Source organism: Paenibacillus sp. NPDC057967 (genome assembly GCF_042887015.1).
GTDB lineage: Bacteria > Bacillota > Bacilli > Paenibacillales > Paenibacillaceae > Pristimantibacillus.
Genome location: NZ_JBHVQB010000006.1, coordinates 380,470 through 396,284 on the forward strand (window position 1 = coordinate 380,470; position 15,815 = coordinate 396,284).

General features: G+C 52.7%; 17 protein-coding genes. 12 read left to right on the forward strand and 5 right to left on the reverse strand.

Going from position 1 to position 15,815, the window contains the following annotated elements; all coding sequences use genetic code 11:
• Positions 1-124 precede the first annotated feature (124 nt).
• Positions 125-1,264 (forward strand): DUF4825 domain-containing protein, encoded by a 1,140-nt coding sequence (locus ACFVSO_RS17870; RefSeq protein WP_387475981.1) that lies wholly within the window; start codon positions 125-127, stop codon positions 1,262-1,264.
• A gap of 82 nt (positions 1,265-1,346) precedes the next feature.
• Here the strand turns inward: ACFVSO_RS17870 and ACFVSO_RS17875 are convergent, their stop codons facing one another.
• A complete protein-coding gene (locus ACFVSO_RS17875) occupies positions 1,347-1,799 on the reverse strand; it encodes a MarR family winged helix-turn-helix transcriptional regulator (RefSeq protein WP_387475983.1) in 453 nt (150 codons plus the stop codon).
• A 175-nt stretch (positions 1,800-1,974) separates the two neighbouring features.
• Here ACFVSO_RS17875 and ACFVSO_RS17880 point away from each other — a divergent pair, with 175 nt between their 5' ends.
• Positions 1,975-3,219, forward strand: coding sequence for an MFS transporter (locus tag ACFVSO_RS17880; RefSeq protein ID WP_387476236.1), 1,245 nt, complete (start codon positions 1,975-1,977; stop codon positions 3,217-3,219).
• 185 nt (positions 3,220-3,404) lie between these two features.
• On the opposite strand, the gene ACFVSO_RS17885 is transcribed toward ACFVSO_RS17880, so the two are convergent.
• Positions 3,405-4,157, reverse strand: a complete 753-nt coding sequence (locus ACFVSO_RS17885) for an SDR family NAD(P)-dependent oxidoreductase (RefSeq protein ID WP_387475985.1) — start codon at positions 4,155-4,157, stop codon at positions 3,405-3,407.
• A gap of 195 nt (positions 4,158-4,352) precedes the next feature.
• On the opposite strand from ACFVSO_RS17885, the gene ACFVSO_RS17890 reads away from it, so the two are divergent.
• Positions 4,353-5,009 carry a TetR/AcrR family transcriptional regulator gene (locus tag ACFVSO_RS17890; RefSeq protein WP_387475987.1) on the forward strand — a complete coding sequence of 219 codons (657 nt, stop codon included), beginning with the start codon at positions 4,353-4,355 and terminating at the stop codon, positions 5,007-5,009.
• A gap of 36 nt (positions 5,010-5,045) precedes the next feature.
• Positions 5,046-5,459 carry a VOC family protein gene (locus tag ACFVSO_RS17895; protein ID WP_387475989.1) on the forward strand — a complete coding sequence of 138 codons (414 nt, stop codon included), beginning with the start codon at positions 5,046-5,048 and terminating at the stop codon, positions 5,457-5,459.
• Between the two features lie 19 nt (positions 5,460-5,478).
• On the opposite strand, the gene ACFVSO_RS17900 is transcribed toward ACFVSO_RS17895, so the two are convergent.
• Positions 5,479-6,399, reverse strand: a complete 921-nt coding sequence (locus ACFVSO_RS17900) for an aldo/keto reductase (protein WP_387475991.1) — start codon at positions 6,397-6,399, stop codon at positions 5,479-5,481.
• A 166-nt stretch (positions 6,400-6,565) separates the two neighbouring features.
• On the opposite strand from ACFVSO_RS17900, the gene ACFVSO_RS17905 reads away from it, so the two are divergent.
• Positions 6,566-6,958: a MerR family transcriptional regulator gene (locus ACFVSO_RS17905; protein WP_387475993.1), complete on the forward strand. Its 393-nt coding sequence runs from the start codon at positions 6,566-6,568 to the stop codon at positions 6,956-6,958.
• Between the two features lie 42 nt (positions 6,959-7,000).
• Positions 7,001-7,354: a VOC family protein gene (locus ACFVSO_RS17910; RefSeq protein ID WP_387475995.1), complete on the forward strand. Its 354-nt coding sequence runs from the start codon at positions 7,001-7,003 to the stop codon at positions 7,352-7,354.
• Here the strand turns inward: ACFVSO_RS17910 and shc are convergent.
• Positions 7,351-9,237 (reverse strand): squalene--hopene cyclase, encoded by a 1,887-nt coding sequence (gene shc / locus ACFVSO_RS17915; protein WP_387475997.1) that lies wholly within the window; start codon positions 9,235-9,237, stop codon positions 7,351-7,353. The two genes, ACFVSO_RS17910 and shc, sit on opposite strands and share 4 nt — an antisense overlap.
• Before the next feature lie 162 nt (positions 9,238-9,399).
• Positions 9,400-10,299 carry a LysR family transcriptional regulator gene (locus ACFVSO_RS17920; protein ID WP_387475999.1) on the reverse strand — a complete coding sequence of 300 codons (900 nt, stop codon included), beginning with the start codon at positions 10,297-10,299 and terminating at the stop codon, positions 9,400-9,402.
• A 125-nt stretch (positions 10,300-10,424) separates the two neighbouring features.
• On the opposite strand from ACFVSO_RS17920, the gene ACFVSO_RS17925 reads away from it, so the two are divergent.
• The 6 genes from ACFVSO_RS17925 to ACFVSO_RS17950 all read left to right on the forward strand — a co-directional run bounded on the left by ACFVSO_RS17925 (position 10,425) and on the right by ACFVSO_RS17950 (position 15,640).
• On the forward strand, positions 10,425-11,099 hold the full coding sequence (locus tag ACFVSO_RS17925) for an O-methyltransferase (RefSeq protein WP_387476001.1): 675 nt from the start codon (positions 10,425-10,427) through the stop codon (positions 11,097-11,099).
• Positions 11,100-11,159: 60 nt separating this feature from the next.
• Positions 11,160-11,783, forward strand: coding sequence for a TetR/AcrR family transcriptional regulator (locus tag ACFVSO_RS17930; RefSeq protein ID WP_387476003.1), 624 nt, complete (start codon positions 11,160-11,162; stop codon positions 11,781-11,783).
• An 88-nt stretch (positions 11,784-11,871) separates the two neighbouring features.
• Positions 11,872-13,269 carry an MFS transporter gene (locus ACFVSO_RS17935; protein WP_387476005.1) on the forward strand — a complete coding sequence of 466 codons (1,398 nt, stop codon included), beginning with the start codon at positions 11,872-11,874 and terminating at the stop codon, positions 13,267-13,269.
• Positions 13,270-13,394: 125 nt separating this feature from the next.
• Positions 13,395-14,423, forward strand: coding sequence for an alpha/beta fold hydrolase (locus tag ACFVSO_RS17940; RefSeq protein WP_387476007.1), 1,029 nt, complete (start codon positions 13,395-13,397; stop codon positions 14,421-14,423).
• A 47-nt stretch (positions 14,424-14,470) separates the two neighbouring features.
• A complete protein-coding gene (locus ACFVSO_RS17945; RefSeq protein ID WP_387476008.1) occupies positions 14,471-15,076 on the forward strand; it encodes a class I SAM-dependent methyltransferase in 606 nt (201 codons plus the stop codon).
• Positions 15,077-15,181: 105 nt separating this feature from the next.
• Positions 15,182-15,640, forward strand: a complete 459-nt coding sequence (locus ACFVSO_RS17950; protein ID WP_387476010.1) for a VOC family protein — start codon at positions 15,182-15,184, stop codon at positions 15,638-15,640.
• Positions 15,641-15,815: the final 175 nt, after the last annotated feature.

Genomic DNA, 15,815 nt, shown 5'->3' on the forward strand with positions numbered 1-15,815 from the left:
ACTCCTCCTATGTCATAACCTGACTTTTGAAGTAGATGCGATTTTACTATATCATGGATAAGATGAAATGTACGATAATGAATTGGAAATATGTTGATGCAGCAGATGCGGAGGGCAAGGACTCATGATTATAAATAAAAATAATGCACCTAAAAAAATGTTAATGATCGCAGCTCTCGGAGGCGCGGCAGCGCTTCTATGGGGAGCACTGTTCGTATGGGCTGCCGAGCCGCTAGGCAAATCTGCGACGCAAGCGACCGAGGCTTCAATATTATACGCAGGGTATGATCTGGAGCGGATCGCCGAGAATATGACGCCGTATGTCGGCGACAATTCGAAGGTGTCCGGAATCACCAGCTGGCTTCCTTCACCTGATCCCCGCTATATGCAAAGATATATGGCAATTGCAAGCTCAGAGCAACCTTATGGATTAACGCTATTCTATGAACCACTTGACCCGGCTAGCTACGGAGAGCTCCCGGATGCAGCGAGGGACGCGGAGTTTGCGGAGCAAAGCCGGAGCAATGCCATTGTGTTGTTCGCGATGATCGGCAATGTAGACCGCCTGACATTCGCTTACCGCACTACGGGAGAGCCAGATGAGCTTATTCCGTCCGACTATGTTCCTCTGCTTGAATACAAGCGTTCCGACTTCTCCTTTGAAGCTGATTTTACAGATAAGCAAAATCATGTTGAGCAGCTGGGCCGGTATTTGGAGCAAGCGCCATCAGAACCGAATATCGTAACAGCTCTGCAAGGGGAAGCGTATCCGGCTTCTTATAAGTCTGAGTCGCCGAACGGGGAGTATTCCTTCGAAGTCTATGGTCAGGCGGAGCATGTCACGTCGGGTGGCATGATGGCAGCGGAGGGCATCCGGCTTTTGAAGGCTGATGATGGTGAAGTGCTTTGGGAGCTCTTCCCGGGCTATTATCAGCAGTCGTTTCTATGGTCGCCAGATAACCGATATGCCGCGGTGTCCTTCCAAGCGAGAACCGGTGGGGGCACAGTTGTTGTGGATACTGAGCGTGTCGCCGAGCTTGCCGTGCCGGATGTAGAGGCGATTCGCACATTTTGGGATGGAGAAACAACAGTCGACGGAAGGCGTCCTGATTCTTATGTGGAAGCATTGGAATGGGTAGATTCGGATCGGCTGCGCTTGCGGATTCAGTGGGAAGGTGAATCTGCGGAGTACGCGGGAGAGCTTGTCTACAGCATGTCGGACCAAAAGATTGTGGAGCTGAACCTGAGAGAATCCGGGGCGTAGGCATAAGCAAGAGTCGCCTCTAACGGATAAGCTAGAGACCTGAAAAGGCTTCCGAATTTGAGTTCGGAAGCCTTTGCCGTATTTATGCATGGTTGTCCGGCCGGGTGCGGTGCTTCAGCGACTGGTTAAACTTCATGAGCAACTGGCCGAATTGCTCCCGCTCCTCCTCATGCCAGCCCTCGACCAGCCGGTTAATGCTGGCCAGTCTGGCTTGTCTATATTCTTGCAGATCCGTTTCGCCAAGCGCCGTGATTTGATAAAAGTAAGCTCTCCCGTCCTGTGCATCGGGTACTTTCCGTACATATCCCTTCTGCTCCAGCACGGCGGCTTGCCGGCTGACGGTAGATATATCCAGTTGAAGCTCTTCGCCCAAAGCCTTTACGCCGGCTGAGCCTTGCACCAAGATTTGATGCAGAAGCAAGTAGGCGGCCCTGTCGAGCTTGGCTCCTTTTTTGTTCGCGCTGATCGACATGACCCGGCGGATCAGCACCGCCAGCTCGAATTCAATCGTCTCCAATGAGCGGTCGCTCACCATAAAATCGCCTCCTTCTTTTTCCTGCTGTTCATGAACATCATAATAGATACGGGGGGATTGTCAACAGGGAGGATCGCCACTTGGATCATTGACAGACATATAATTGTATTATACAATCAAATAGTTGTATGATACAAGTTTATAAGTCGGATTATATTTAGAAGGGGATAGAATGATGTCATCATTAGCGAAATCATCAGCTGCTCCGGCGGAGCTGAACGCCACTTTGGTGAAGAGCGGCTTTCTCGGCCAGCCGATAGCGGTGTGGGCTGTTTTTTTTACGAGCATTATTGCGTTTATGGGGATGGGTCTTGTCAATCCGATTCTGCGTGAGCTGTCGGAGAAGCTGATGGCTTCGCCGAGCGAGGTCAGCCTGCTGTATACCAGCTACAATGCGGTCATGGCTGTGGCTATGCTCATTACCGGCGTCGTTTCCACACGATTCGGCATGAAGCGAACGCTGCTGGCGGGAATCGGGATCATCGCTTTGGTCTCGGTGCTGGGCGGATTCGCTGGCGATATATGGACGCTGGTCGGATTGCGCGCAGGGTGGGGGCTTGGCAATGCGCTGTTCGTCGCTACTGCTCTGTCAGCGATGGTATCCTTGTCCAGCACTGGAACCGCCAAAGCGATCATTCTGTACGAGGCGGCAGTCGGCATAGGCTTGTCGGTCGGTCCGCTGCTGGGCGGGACGCTTGGGTCCATTTCCTGGAGAGGGCCGTTCTTCGGTGTCTCGATCCTTATGGTGCTTGGCTTTCTCGTGTTGACGGCTTCGATGCCGAAGCCGAAGCCGCTTGCGTCGGGAGCGCCGCCAGCGCCAGCTTCACTGCTAGAGCCGTTTCGCGCGATGAAGCATCGTTCGCTGCTTGTGCTTGGCATTGTGGCGGCTCTTTATAATGTCGGCTTTTTCACGATTATGGCATATGCGCCGTTCGTAATGGGGTTGAAGCCGCAGGAGATGGGATTTGTGTTTTTGGGCTGGGGCGTGCTGCTGGCCCTGACGTCCGTATTCATGGCGCCCAAGCTGCAGAGACGGCTCGGCACGATAAAAGCGATGAGCCTGATGCTGCTGCTGTTTGTACTGGATCTTGCCGTCATGGGACTATATACTACAACGAAAGAAGTCGTTATTGCGGCTGTCATCTTTGCGGGAGCCATACTGGGCAATAGCAATACGCTCATTACGACAGCGGTTATGGATGCCGCGCCCGTAGCGCGTTCCACCTCATCGGCTGCCTACAGCTTCCTGCGTTTTATCGGAGCGGCTATATCGCCTGTCATGGCGAACAAGCTCGCGGAGCATTTCAACGTTCGCCTTCCGTTTTTTGTAGGCGCCGGATTTGTGCTGCTGTCTGTGTTGTTTATCGGGCTGAACAGAAAGCATCTCAAACGGATCGATCAGGGCAAACCTGCCCATTAAGCGATTTGACCATTGATTGCGTCGAAAGTCGGAATAGCCATGGACATAATAAACGTGACAGCACAATCGCCCTCCTTTCGCATAATGCGAGAGGAGGGCGATTGTGTGTTGCAAGCCAGACTGACGCCAGCAAGATGTTAGGGTTAGAATGAACAAGGGCTAAGAGCCCGGCAGTCTGGTTTAAATTATTTTGCCGTTACGCCGCCGTCTACAGGCAATTCTACGCCAGTCACATAAGAAGCGTCATCCGATGCCAGGAAGAGAACGGCGCGCGCCACTTCCGAAGCTTCCCCGACACGCGGCAGCGCTGTCTGCGACAGGAAAAATTGCAGCATTTGCGGATCTTCGACGAATTGGTTGCTCATTGGCGTGGCAATAAAGCCAGGATGCACCGAGTTGACGCGAATGTTTTGGCTGCCGTAATCGACTGCCGCCGCTTTGCTCAGCATACGCACCGCGCCTTTGGATGCTGTGTACGCCCCTGCGCCGCTGCTGCCGGTCAAGCCTGCAATGGAGGAGATGTTAATAATGGAACCGCCTCCGCCTGAAATCATATGAGGAATGACATGCTTCATGCCGAGAAATACGCTTGTCACATTAATATTCATCACTCTGTTCCATTGATCCATGGAGGTATCCAGCAGGCCGACGGCCATGGAAATGCCTGCATTGTTCACAAGCACATCGATTTTGCCGTACTTGCTGACCGCCTCTGCGACGACTTCGACCCAGTTGTCTTCCGATGCGACATCATGCTTGATGGCAATCGCATCGCCGCCGTCTTCTTGAATACCCTTCGCCACGGCTTGTACCGCGTCAAAATTGATGTCCGTCAAGACCACCTTTGCGCCTTCTTGCGCGAGCAAGCGCGCTTCTTCCAGTCCCATGCCGCTTCCTGCTCCGGTTACGATGGCTACTTTTCCATTCATTCGAGTCATTTTATGTTTGCCTCCTCTATGGTGGTTCAAAAGAATAGTTTAATGATGATAGTAGTGACTATCACCATCATATCGATTATATCATCTTCCGTTTCATTATACAATTCCCCGCCGCCGCCCCTTGCATTCCTTGTGATCGCAGGCGCACAGAGGTTATAATTTTGACATACAAGGTTAGAAGGGATCATACGTGCAATGAAGCCTCAGGATCGATACAAGCAAGAAAGGGACGAAAGCAAAAAAGCCCGTCACCAGCAAATCGTACAAGCGGCGGAGTCGGTATTTTTTCGGAAAGGCATTGAAGGGGCTACGATGAACGATATCGCCAAGGAAGCGGGCATTGGCGTCGCAACGGTGTTCCGGTATTTCCCGACGAAGGAGCAGCTTGTGACTGTTCTGGCGGACGGCATTATGGAAGAGATTCGGATTACCTTTGCCGGTATTGCGGAGCAAGATGTGACGTGTCTGGAGAAAATTGGCCTCTTGTTCGACTACTTTATTTCGATGTTGGAGGAAAGAAGAAGCTCCTTTATCAAGTTTTTGGAGGATCTGCATCTGAGTGTGGCGCATGCAAGAGGGTTGTATGGCGATGTCAGCAAACACGGTATAGCGGGCAGGGAGATTTTTGCGATTTTCACCGCGATGATCGAGGATGGCGGGCAGGACAGCTCGCTTCGCTCCGATCTGCCTCCCGAAGAAATGCTGATCACGCTGGTGAATGCGTTTGGACTGTTCGCGAGCAAGCTCGCCTATCAGAAAAACGTATTAATGCTGCCTTCGGATGTTGAGCCGGAGCGGCAGCTTCTGCTGGTGAAAGAAATGATGATGGAATTTATGAAGGCCAGATCTTAAGCGAACGGAGATATTCCCGAAGTAGTCGAGTCAAGAATGAAGCCAAAGATTACAGTGTTGACATTAGGAGTGGATGACTTGCAGCGTTCGCTGGAATTCTACAGAGATGGACTTGGCTTTCCGACGAAAGGCATCATAGGAACGGAATTTGAGCATGGCGCTGTCGCGTTTTTCGAATTGGAGGGCAGGCTAAGGCTGGCGATATGGGAGCGGAAGTCGCTGGCACACGAAGCCAAGGTGCCGCTCGCGCCAGCAAGCTCGACCGAGCTTACGATCGGACATAATGTAGACAGCAGGGAAGAAGTGGATCGCATCATGGAGCAAGCGGAGAAAGCCGGGGCCGCGATTACGGACCCGGCTCATGATGCCTTCTGGGGCGGCTACTCCGGCCATTTCATGGACCCGGATGGCCATCTGTGGGAAGTGGTATGGAATCCCGCCTGGGAATAGCGCAGAGATCGAGTATTGATTAAGGCAGGATATGGCCTGCTGCGGTATAGATGCCGTACCATTCCTCGCGAGTCAGCTTAATGTCGGAGCCTTGGCAGCCGTCCTTCAGACGGTCAACATTCGTGGTGCCCAGCACGACTTGAATGTTGGCCGGATGTCTGGTGATCCAAGCGACAGCAATGGCGGTACTGGATACACCGTATTTGGCCGCCAGACTATCAATCAATTGGTTCAGCTCCGGATAGTTCTCAAGGTCGCCAAGGAACGGGCCGTCGAAGAAGGCTTTCTGGAATGGAGACCAAGCCTGGATCGTAATGTCGTTCAGACGGCAATAATCGAGTACGCCGCTGTCGCGGTTGACCGATTGGTCGATATTCATGTTCAGCGCAATGCCGGAGTCAATCATCGGCGTATGCGTAGCGCTAAGCTGCATCTGATTCACAATGAGCTTGTGGGACAGGTGCTTCTGCAACAGCTCAATTTGCATAGGCGTATGGTTGGAGACGCCGAAGTAACGGACCTTGCCGCTGGCGTGAAGCTCGTTGAATGCTTCTGCCACTTCCTCAGGTTCGACCAGCGTATCGGGACGATGCAGCAGCAGAATGTCCAGATAATCAGTATTCAGCCGCTTCAAGATGCCCTCGGTCGAAGCGATGATATGTTCCTTGGAGAAGTCGAAGAAGCCTTTGCGGATCCCGCATTTGCTCTGCAGCACCATTCCCTCGCGCAGGGAAGCGTTCATGCCGATAGCTTCGGAGAAATGCTCTTCGCAAGATCCGGCGCCGTAGATATCGGCATGGTCGAACAGGTTGACGCCTTGCTCCATTGCAGTGCGGATCAGCTTCTCCGCTTCTGTCACAGAAAGCTGCTTAAGCCGCATATTGCCCATAATGATGTTGGATACGTGAAGATCCGTTCCGGCGATGTCTATGTACTTCATATCTTGATTCCTCCTAAAGTTGAGTATAATAGAATATAACCCTACGATAAACGCTAGAGTGGACTCTATGTCAACAGCCTTCGATTAGGATGTCTCAAATAAAGGCGAAGGAACCGCGCATCAACAATAATGTCATCAATGACTAAACGAAACGGAGAAGATGGCTATGAGTTATACCATCTCGCAAGTCGCACAGAAAACCAATCTGTCCATCCACACGATACGTTATTACGACAAAGAGGGCTTGCTGCCCTTCGTGGACCGTCAGAACGGCACGCGGGTGTTCCACGAACAAGATATCGACTGGCTTGATCTGCTCTGCTGCCTGAAAAATACGGGCATGCCGATCAAGGACATCCGCACTCTCATCCAGCATTGCATGGACAATGACGCAGTGCTGGAGAAGGGCGTAGACATCTTGGTTCAGCATCGGCACAAAGTAGAAGCCCAATTGAAGGAGATGCAGCGCAGTCTGGCTACAATCGATTATAAAATTAAACATTTGCCCCGGATGTTCCAGGAGAAATTTTCTTCCGAGGCTGCGGAACCGCAAGGTTAAACGGAGTGCTGAACCAGTACATTCTAAAATTGAGGTGTTAATGTGAAGGTAAAACGAATTGTAGCGAATATAGCGACGGCGGATATGGAAGCCGGACAGCGCTTCTATCGGGATGTATTAGGTCTTGAGTTGCTGATGGACCACGGGTGGATTGCAACCTATGGATCGGAAGATCAGATGCAAGTTCAGATTAGTGTAGCCACCGAAGGAGGCAGCGGAACTGCGGTTCCTGATCTGTCCATTGAAGTGGATGACGTGGACGAAGCCTATTCCCGTTGTGTTCATGCCGGGTATGCGGTTGAATACGGTCCGGCTGACGAGCCTTGGGGTGTCAGGCGGTTCTACGTGCGCGATCCCTTCGGAAAGCTCGTCAATGTGCTGGCGCATGGCCATTAGCTGAATTTGTTTCGATAATGTGCCAGGGCAACAAGCGGCCAGATGTACCGGTAGCTATGGTATCGCACATAGAAATAGCCAGGCAAGGCGGCGCCGGTCGGATAGTGGGTCTTCCAGTTGTTTTCATGCAAAAAGCCGATCAGCCGATCAATGCCGCGATTAATGGCGGGAGTCGCCTCCGGCGAAACGGCGATCAGCGCATCCAGTGCCCAGGCGGTCTGGGATGGGGTGCTGGCGCCGATCGAGACATAATGGGACTTGGAGTCGCTGCGGCAGGATTCGCCCCAGCCGCCATCGGATTGCTGCATGCGGAGGAGCCACTCGGCTCCATTTTTTATGGTCTCATGGCTGGACGGCACACCGGCAGCTGCCAGCCCTGTGAGCGCCGCCCATGTGCCGTAGAGATAGCAAACGCCCCATCTGCCGTACCACGAGCCGTTTCTCCCCTGATTCCGAATTAACCAATCCTTTCCCCGCTTTATCCATCGTTCATTCGTGTGAAGCTGTGCAAAATTCCCTAAGTATTCCAGTGCCCTGCCTGTCAGATCCGCTTCGGACGGATCGATCGCCGCCGACTTGGCCCCTTCGATAGCAAGCCAGGTCAGCATCTGGTTATTCGTTTCCTTCTCGAAGGCGGGCCACCCGCCATCCCTGTTCTGCATGGAGGTTACCCACTTCAAGCCGCGATGCCACGCTTCGGCATATATGGGTTCGTCGACTGCAAGCCGGTGGATGGCCCGCAGAGCAGCTGTCGTATCATCTACATCCGGATTCATCGTATTCGTCTCGGAGAAGCCCCAGCCGCCGGGCGGCGTGTTCGGGTTACGCTTGCTCCAATCTCCTTTGCGCGTATGCTGCTTCGACAGCAGGTAGGCGCTTGCGTTCAGAATGGCATCGTGACGATGGGAGACGCCTGCTTCCTGGAGCGCATAGCTGATCAGAGCGGTGTCCCAGATTTCAGAGGGAGAATTCTGAATGGTTGTGATGCCTTCTGTATTGAAGCGCATGTTGGCGAGGCCGCGGCAAGCCTTGCTTACGACCGGATGCTCCTTACTGTAGCCCAATGCCAGCAGGGCGAAGATCATCAAGATTGTACTGGTGGCGTAGCTGTATAGAGTGCCGTCGCCTTGGATCCGCTCCAGCATGAACGCCTCCGCCTTGTCGGTTGCGGCATCGCGCAGGGAACGCTCTGACCCGATCAGCTTTCCCATCCCGGCCTGGATTTGACTCCTCATCTCGATGTGAGAGGGCAGATAAGCCTCATCCGGCGCATCTCGATGGGCATAGAGCGCCGATAAGTCGGGCGTGCGATCGGTTCGAAGGGAGAATTTTCGGGAGCCCATTACGAGCATAGGTACGAGGTGGACACGGGCATAGCCGGAGAAGGAGAAGAGGCTAAGCGGCAGCTCGCTTGGGACGAGCATGATCTCCATTGGTATGGTTGCGATGGAGAGCGGCCATTCCCGCTGTCCCGTCATCGCAAGAATGGCCTTTGTGAGTGTGCTCTTGACCATGCCAATGCCGCCGCGCGATAGAATATAAGCTTGGGCTCGCTGCATATGCTCTTCATTCGCATGGCTATGCCCGGATATGAGCATCGCATAATAAGCTTCGACCGAAGCAGAGAGGTTGCCTTCCTCCTCATCATGGTACAATCGCCAACAGCCGTCGGGCTGCTGGCTTCCGGCGATCCGGTCATGCAGCTTGTGCAGCAAGTCTTCGTCCTCATATTCAAGCAGCCGTAAGAGGATAAGGACATAGGCATCCATAATAATGCCGTTCTCGAAGCAGAAGCGCCAGGAGCCATCCTCCTTCTGTTCCTTGACTAGCCAATCGACAAGCTGGCTGATGCCTTGATCGATCTTTTTGCGCAGATCATTCAATGTCCGTACCTCCCGCAGTTTTTATCATTCTATGAGCGGCGGAGGGCGGAAATGTGGCGGAATGGCAGGTAATGTGCTTCATCTATTCTTGCGGCAGCGGTTGAGGAGTGACGTAAACCGCAGCATAGATACAGCCAGCGGTTGCCTGTATCGGAAGCGGTGTTATTGAGAGCGGATCGGGTGGCTGCGAATCAAGTCTACAAAACGGGAGGCTGCGGCTGATAAAGGTTCGTTTTGGCGGGTACATACAGCAATGGAATTGATGGGCTGCACGCTATCTACATATACCCGGCACAGCTCCCCGCGCTCTACCTTATCCCGAACGACGAGAGAGGATACGAAGTTCGCGCCATAGCCCGCAAGTACAGCTGTAATCGCCTCATGAAGTCCATTGAATTGCAGTGTGATTCTGGGCGAGGGCGCGTTGTGCGTCCGGCACAGAGCGAACAGTCTCTCCCGTGTAGAGCTCCCGGTCTCGCGCATGACGAAGGGTTCTCTCATCATCTCCGTTAATGTGATATGCTGCTCCGCGTACCGATGCCCTGGAGCGACTACAAACCACAGCTCGTCCTCGAACAATTGCTCTGTGGCAATCGTATCGGGATATTCCTCCGGGATGCCGCCGTAGATGGCAATATCGGCTTCCATCTGCTGCAGCCTGTGGAGAGCCCCGCCGGAATCGGTCGTATGAATCGTCATCTCGACGCCTTCGTACGACTGCTTGTACTTGGCGATCCAGGCTGGAAGCAGGAAGTGTGCGGGCAGATAGGTAGCGGCAACCCGTATCCTTCCGATTGCGCCTTCGCGGTAATCATGCGCGAATTGCTCGATTTGGGTTTCCACCGCAAACAGTCTGCTTGCCAGCACGGACAGCTGTTCTCCGGCTTCGGTCAAAGCGATGCCCCGTCCTTCTGGTCTTAGCAGCTGGAGCGAGAGCTCCTTCTCGAACTTCTTCACCTGTGATGTAATGGCGGGCTGGCTGATACTAAGCTGCTCCGAGGCGCGGGTTACGCTCCCGGTAGAGGCGATAAGGTGAAAAAGGCGCAGCGCATGCAAGTTCATAAGCTATTCTCCTTTAAAATCATATACAAAATATATAAGTATATCAGAAACATATATTATTTTTATGATAATAAACCTTTTACAATAAAGCCAGAAGGACATTCAAGTAAAAGGGAGCTGGGAGAATGAGCAATCATCAGGCGTTATGGACGAAGGTCGATCAGTATGTGGAGGAGAAGCTGATTCCGTCAGACGAGGCGCTCGATACAGCGCTTGCCGCCAACCGTGAAGCGGGATTGCCGGCAATCGATGTATCGCCGGCGCAGGGGAAGCTGCTGCAAGTGCTGGCGATAATGAACAGAGCAAGGCGGATACTGGAGATTGGGACGCTTGGCGGGTACAGCACGATCTGGCTGGCCGGAGCGCTGCCGGCAGGCGGCAAGCTGGTTACGCTGGAATACGAAGCGCACCATGCCAGCGTAGCGAAGCGAAATATTGAGCGTGCGGGACTCGCGGACCGCGTGGAGATTCGTGTAGGACTTGCGCTGGACCAGCTGGGAGCGCTGGCGGAGGAAGAAGCGGAGCCCTTCGATCTGATCTTTATTGATGCGGATAAGCCGAACAACCCGCATTATCTGGATTGGGCGCTTCGCTTCTCCCGTCCAGGTACGGTCATTATAGGCGACAATGTGATTCGGAACGGCGATATGATTGACGCGAATAACGAGGATGTGCGGGTTATCGGCACACGGCAGTTTTTCGACAAGCTGGCGTCAGAGCCGAGAATGACCTGCACGGCCATACAGACAGTAGGCAGCAAAGGTTATGACGGCTTTATGATCGGGATCGTGGACAAATGATTTTTAGGCTTGCAAATGATGGGATATGGAAGTAGAATAACGTTAAATGAAAGTGATCACTTGCATTTCGTTCTTGCAGGAAGGAGGGTTCTTATCGTTAATGGCAAACTAAGCACCGCAGAGAAGCTGATGAAGGCGGTTATCGATCTCGTGGCGGAGCAAGGCTATAACGGCGTATCGACCAAGGAAATCGCAGCATGCGCAGGCGTGAACGAAGTGACGCTGTTCCGCCACTTTGGCAGCAAGCTTAATTTGCTTGAGAAGGCGTTCCATCATTATCACTATGCGGAAGAGATGGAGAAGCTGTTCCAGCAGAAGCTGACGTACAGTCTGCATGATGATCTAATGACGATCAGCAGCAGGTACCACGAGCTCATGATCCGTAATCGGAAGGTGATGCAGATTGCCTTCAAGGAGAAGCCGATTATCAAGCAATTCCAGGAATCGACGCATAAGCACCCGCAGAAGCTGCAAGAGCTGCTAATCGACTATTTCAATGAAATGAAGCGCCGAGGCATGCTGGCCGATTGCAATACCGAGCTGCAGGCCAAAGCGTTCATGTGGATGAATCACGGAGCTTTTATGAGTTTGCTGCAAGGAGACGGCTCCTCGCTAGGCTTGTCATCGGTGGATGCATTTATCGATGAAAGCGTCAATACCTTTACTAGGGCTTTAACTCCCTAGTTTTTTTATGAAAGTAATGTAAGTAAGTACTTGCACTCAATATGCTGAGTTTGTTTAAAATCCTGATTCAATTAAGGAGAGGTGTACAATGAGTTCTGCGATCAACCCCGCACATACGGCAAAGCTGCTTCGAGTGATGCTCGTTGCGCTTATGCTGTCGTCTATGAGCGCAATGATGTTCAATATCGTGCTTCCTGAATTAAGTCTGGAGTTCAATCTGAGTCTGGCGCAAGTAAGCTGGATGTCAGCCGCTTATTCGCTGATCTATGCGGTGGGTACCGTAACGTATGGCAAGCTTGCGGACCGGTTCAAGCTGAAAAATATTCTCACATTCGGGCTTCTCGTATTTGCGGTTGGCTCTATAATCGGCCTGTTGTCTCAAAGCTTCGGCATGGCTCTGCTTGCCAGATGCCTGCAATCGGTTGGCGCGGCGGCCATTCCCGCTGTATCCATGCTCATCCCGATCCGCTATATTGCACAAGAGAGAAGAGGCGCAGCTCTAGGTATGGCGGCGGCGGGACTGGCACTGGGAAGTGCGCTTGGACCGGTATTGTCGGCACTGCTGACGAGCTTTGCGGATTGGAGATGGCTGTTCAGCTTCCCGATCGCGCTGCTCGCCCTTATCCCGTTTTATCGTTCCTATCTGCCGGATGATACCGGTGTGAAATCGGCGTTCGACTGGCTTGGCGGCGTATTGCTCGGTGCGGCTGCCGGACTTGTATTATTTGGTTTCACGAATGTCTCTTGGTTCTCTCTTGGACTGGGGCTTATCTTCCTCGCGCTGTTCATCTGGCGAATCCGCAGCGCGGCAGAGCCGTTCGTCCGACCGGAGCTTTTTCGTAATCGCAAATATTCATTTATGATTCTCGTGGCCGTAATGGTGAACGGAATTGGCGTGTCGTTCTACTTCCTGACGCCAGTGCTGCTATCCCGCGTTCAGGAGCTGCCTCCTTATTGGATCGGCATGGTGATGGTGCCTGCGGCAATCGTCTCCGCCATTCTGGGCAGGAAGGCGGGCAAGCTCGCAGACCGGAGGGGCAATGCGTTTCTATACGCGATAGCTTCCAGTTTCATTATGATCTGCTTGTTCTTATTGTCGTCCTTCGCGGCTGCTCCGGGCTGGTGGATTGCTGCCATTCTTATATTGGGCAATGTCGGACAGTCCTTTATGATGATTACGATGTCGAACACCGTATCACGCACACTGCCGAAGGAGCAGGCTGGGATCGGCATGGGCTTGTTCTCCATGTGCGGCTTCATTACGCATGGCATGGCTTCCGGGCTGTACGGCATCATTGCGGAATGGACGGCGACGACTTCGGTCAACCCCATTCATCAGGATAGCGGCAGTGCGGTGTTCAGCAATCTCTACTTGGTATTGGCCTTGCTGCATATTGGTGTACTCGTCTTCTACCTTGCTCAATTCGGATCAAGCCGCAAGCATCAGACGATCGCGGCCAGTCCGGGAAGCGGTGCAAAACCGTAAGGGCAGTGTAAAAATGCAGCATATCTGCATTGACGCTCCTGTGCTCTTGGTATAACGTGGGGAATAAAGTATAACGATCACTTGTACCATGACTGGGAGAGCATTTGAGGATGACAGGGAAGAGCATGAAATTAAAGAAACGATGGTTATGGGCGGCAATTGCGGTCATTATGGTTGCTGCCGTCCTATTCCATCCTACATGGACGCCTTCATTGAAAGGCGATAACAGCATTAGCGTGCTGGAGCGTATGGTCGTGAATGGAGCAGAGCACACGGTCATGATTCGCGGCGAAAATCGCGACAATCCCATTCTGTTGTTCGTGCATGGCGGTCCGGGCAGTTCGGAAATTCCGTATGTGCGAAAATATCAGGACATATTGGAGAAGGATTTCACCGTTGTCCATTATGACCAGCGGGGAAGCGGCAAGTCCTATCGATTTTTTGAAGATTACGCGGATCTGACGACGGACCTTCTTGTGGACGACTTGCTTGCGCTGACGGAGAAGGTGAAGGTGCGGCTGAGCCAGGAAAGGGTTATTTTGGCGGGTCATTCCTTCGGTACTTACATTGGCATGAAGGCGGCTGCGAAATCGCCGGAGTCCTTCTCCGCCTACATCGGGATCGGCCAGGTCGGAGACCATCATGACAGCGAGCTGGACAGCTTCGCCTATGTGCTGGAACAGGCTAAGGCTGCTCATGCTGGAGACGATGTCAGAAAGCTGGAGCAGCTCCGGCCGCAAATTGAGGGTGGAGAGCAAATGACGCCGCGCAGTCTGATCCGAAAGTACGGAGGAGCGGCAAGGCTGATCGAAGACAATCGGGACTATTACGAGGGTTTTCTGCTGAAGCCGGAGTACAACGGACTTGATGTACTTCGTTATGTGAGAGGCATTGCCCAGACGCAGTCAGGCCTGTTGGCGGAAGAGTCGGCTCATCCTTTGCCGGAAGTCGTGCGTGAGCTGGCTATTCCTTGTTACTTTGTAATGGGCGCTTATGATTATATGACTTCCGTGGATGCGGCTCAGTCGTACTTCGACCTTCTTGATGCTCCGAATAAACAATTTATCGTGTTCGAACAATCGGCCCATTATCCGCAATTCGAAGAGAAAGAGCGGTTCGCAGAGTGGATGGCGGACACTTTTTTGGAGAAGTAACGTATAGAAGAGTTATAAGAGCATGAAGAGGCGGGGGATGACGAGAAATGGACAAGGAGCGTCGCGTTCGGATATTCGACAAGCAGGCGGATATGTACGACAGAAGGAGAGGGGATGCGAGCCAGGAGCGGTTCCGGCGCGGGCTGCTTCGGCAGGCGAAGGGAGACGTGCTGGAGCTTGCGGTCGGAGCGGGAGCGAACTTTCCCTATTATCCTCCGCATGTGCGGGTGACGGCTGCCGACTTCAGCGGCAAGATGCTGGAGAAGGCGAAGGAGGCGGCGGTACGTTATCGTGTCGACGCTTCTTTCCTGCAATCGGATATCGAGAGCCTTCAATTTCCAGAGCATGCCTTCGATACGGTCATCTCCACATTATCTCTATGCAGCTATGACAATCCTCAGCAGGTTGTTGAAAATATGAAGCGATGGTGCAAGCGGGACGGACAAATTTTGCTTATGGAGCATGGCATCAGCAGCAACGGCATCATCTCGGCGCTCCAGAAAACACTGAATCCGCTGTTGTACCGGATGAATGGCTGTCATTTTACACGCAATATGGAGAAGCTGGTGGAGGGAGCGGGCCTTCAGATCGTACATATGGAGAGACATTGGCTGAGCATGCTCTATATCATACGGGCGCAACCATCTGGGTAATTATGTTATAATTTTATGTTCGCAATAGAGAAGAAATCATGAAATTTCCGTTGTGCTAGACTTGGAAGTAATGGATTACAGATCATTAATGAGGAGGAGTTTCTGGTGCAAAAGATCACGACTTTTCTATGGTTTAATCAAGAGGCGGAGGAAGCGATAAACTTCTATACATCGATATTCCCCAATTCAGCCATTCTGTCGCTTGTGCGCAACGGGAATCAGGTCGTAACCGGCACCTTCCAGCTGGAAGGCCAGTCGTTCATGGCCTTGAACGGAGGTCCGCATTATTCCTTCACGCCTGCTATCTCGTTATTCGTCAGCTGTGAATCCCAGGAGGAGGTTGACGAGCTGTGGGACAAGCTGGTCGAGGGCGGCGAGGAATCACGCTGCGGCTGGCTGAAGGATCGCTTTGGACTATCATGGCAGATCATTCCGAAGGCGCTGGGCGAGCTGATGCATGGCGGTGGAGATGCGGCCAGAGCGCAGCGGGTAATGAATGCGATGCTTGGCATGAACCGGATTATAATTGAAGATTTGAAGCGGGCGTATGACGGGGAAAGCTGACGGATGGGATAGCGCCGAGATGCAGCAAGGGCGCTGCGGGTAGTGCGTGTGTGGCATTATTATAATGAAGATTTAAAGCGTGGCTCGAAAGAAAGAACTGAATGCTGCGAGAAGCTGCCGTATGGCAGCACAACATAAAGCGATACTTTGGGATAAGAGAATGACGTGTGCTTGG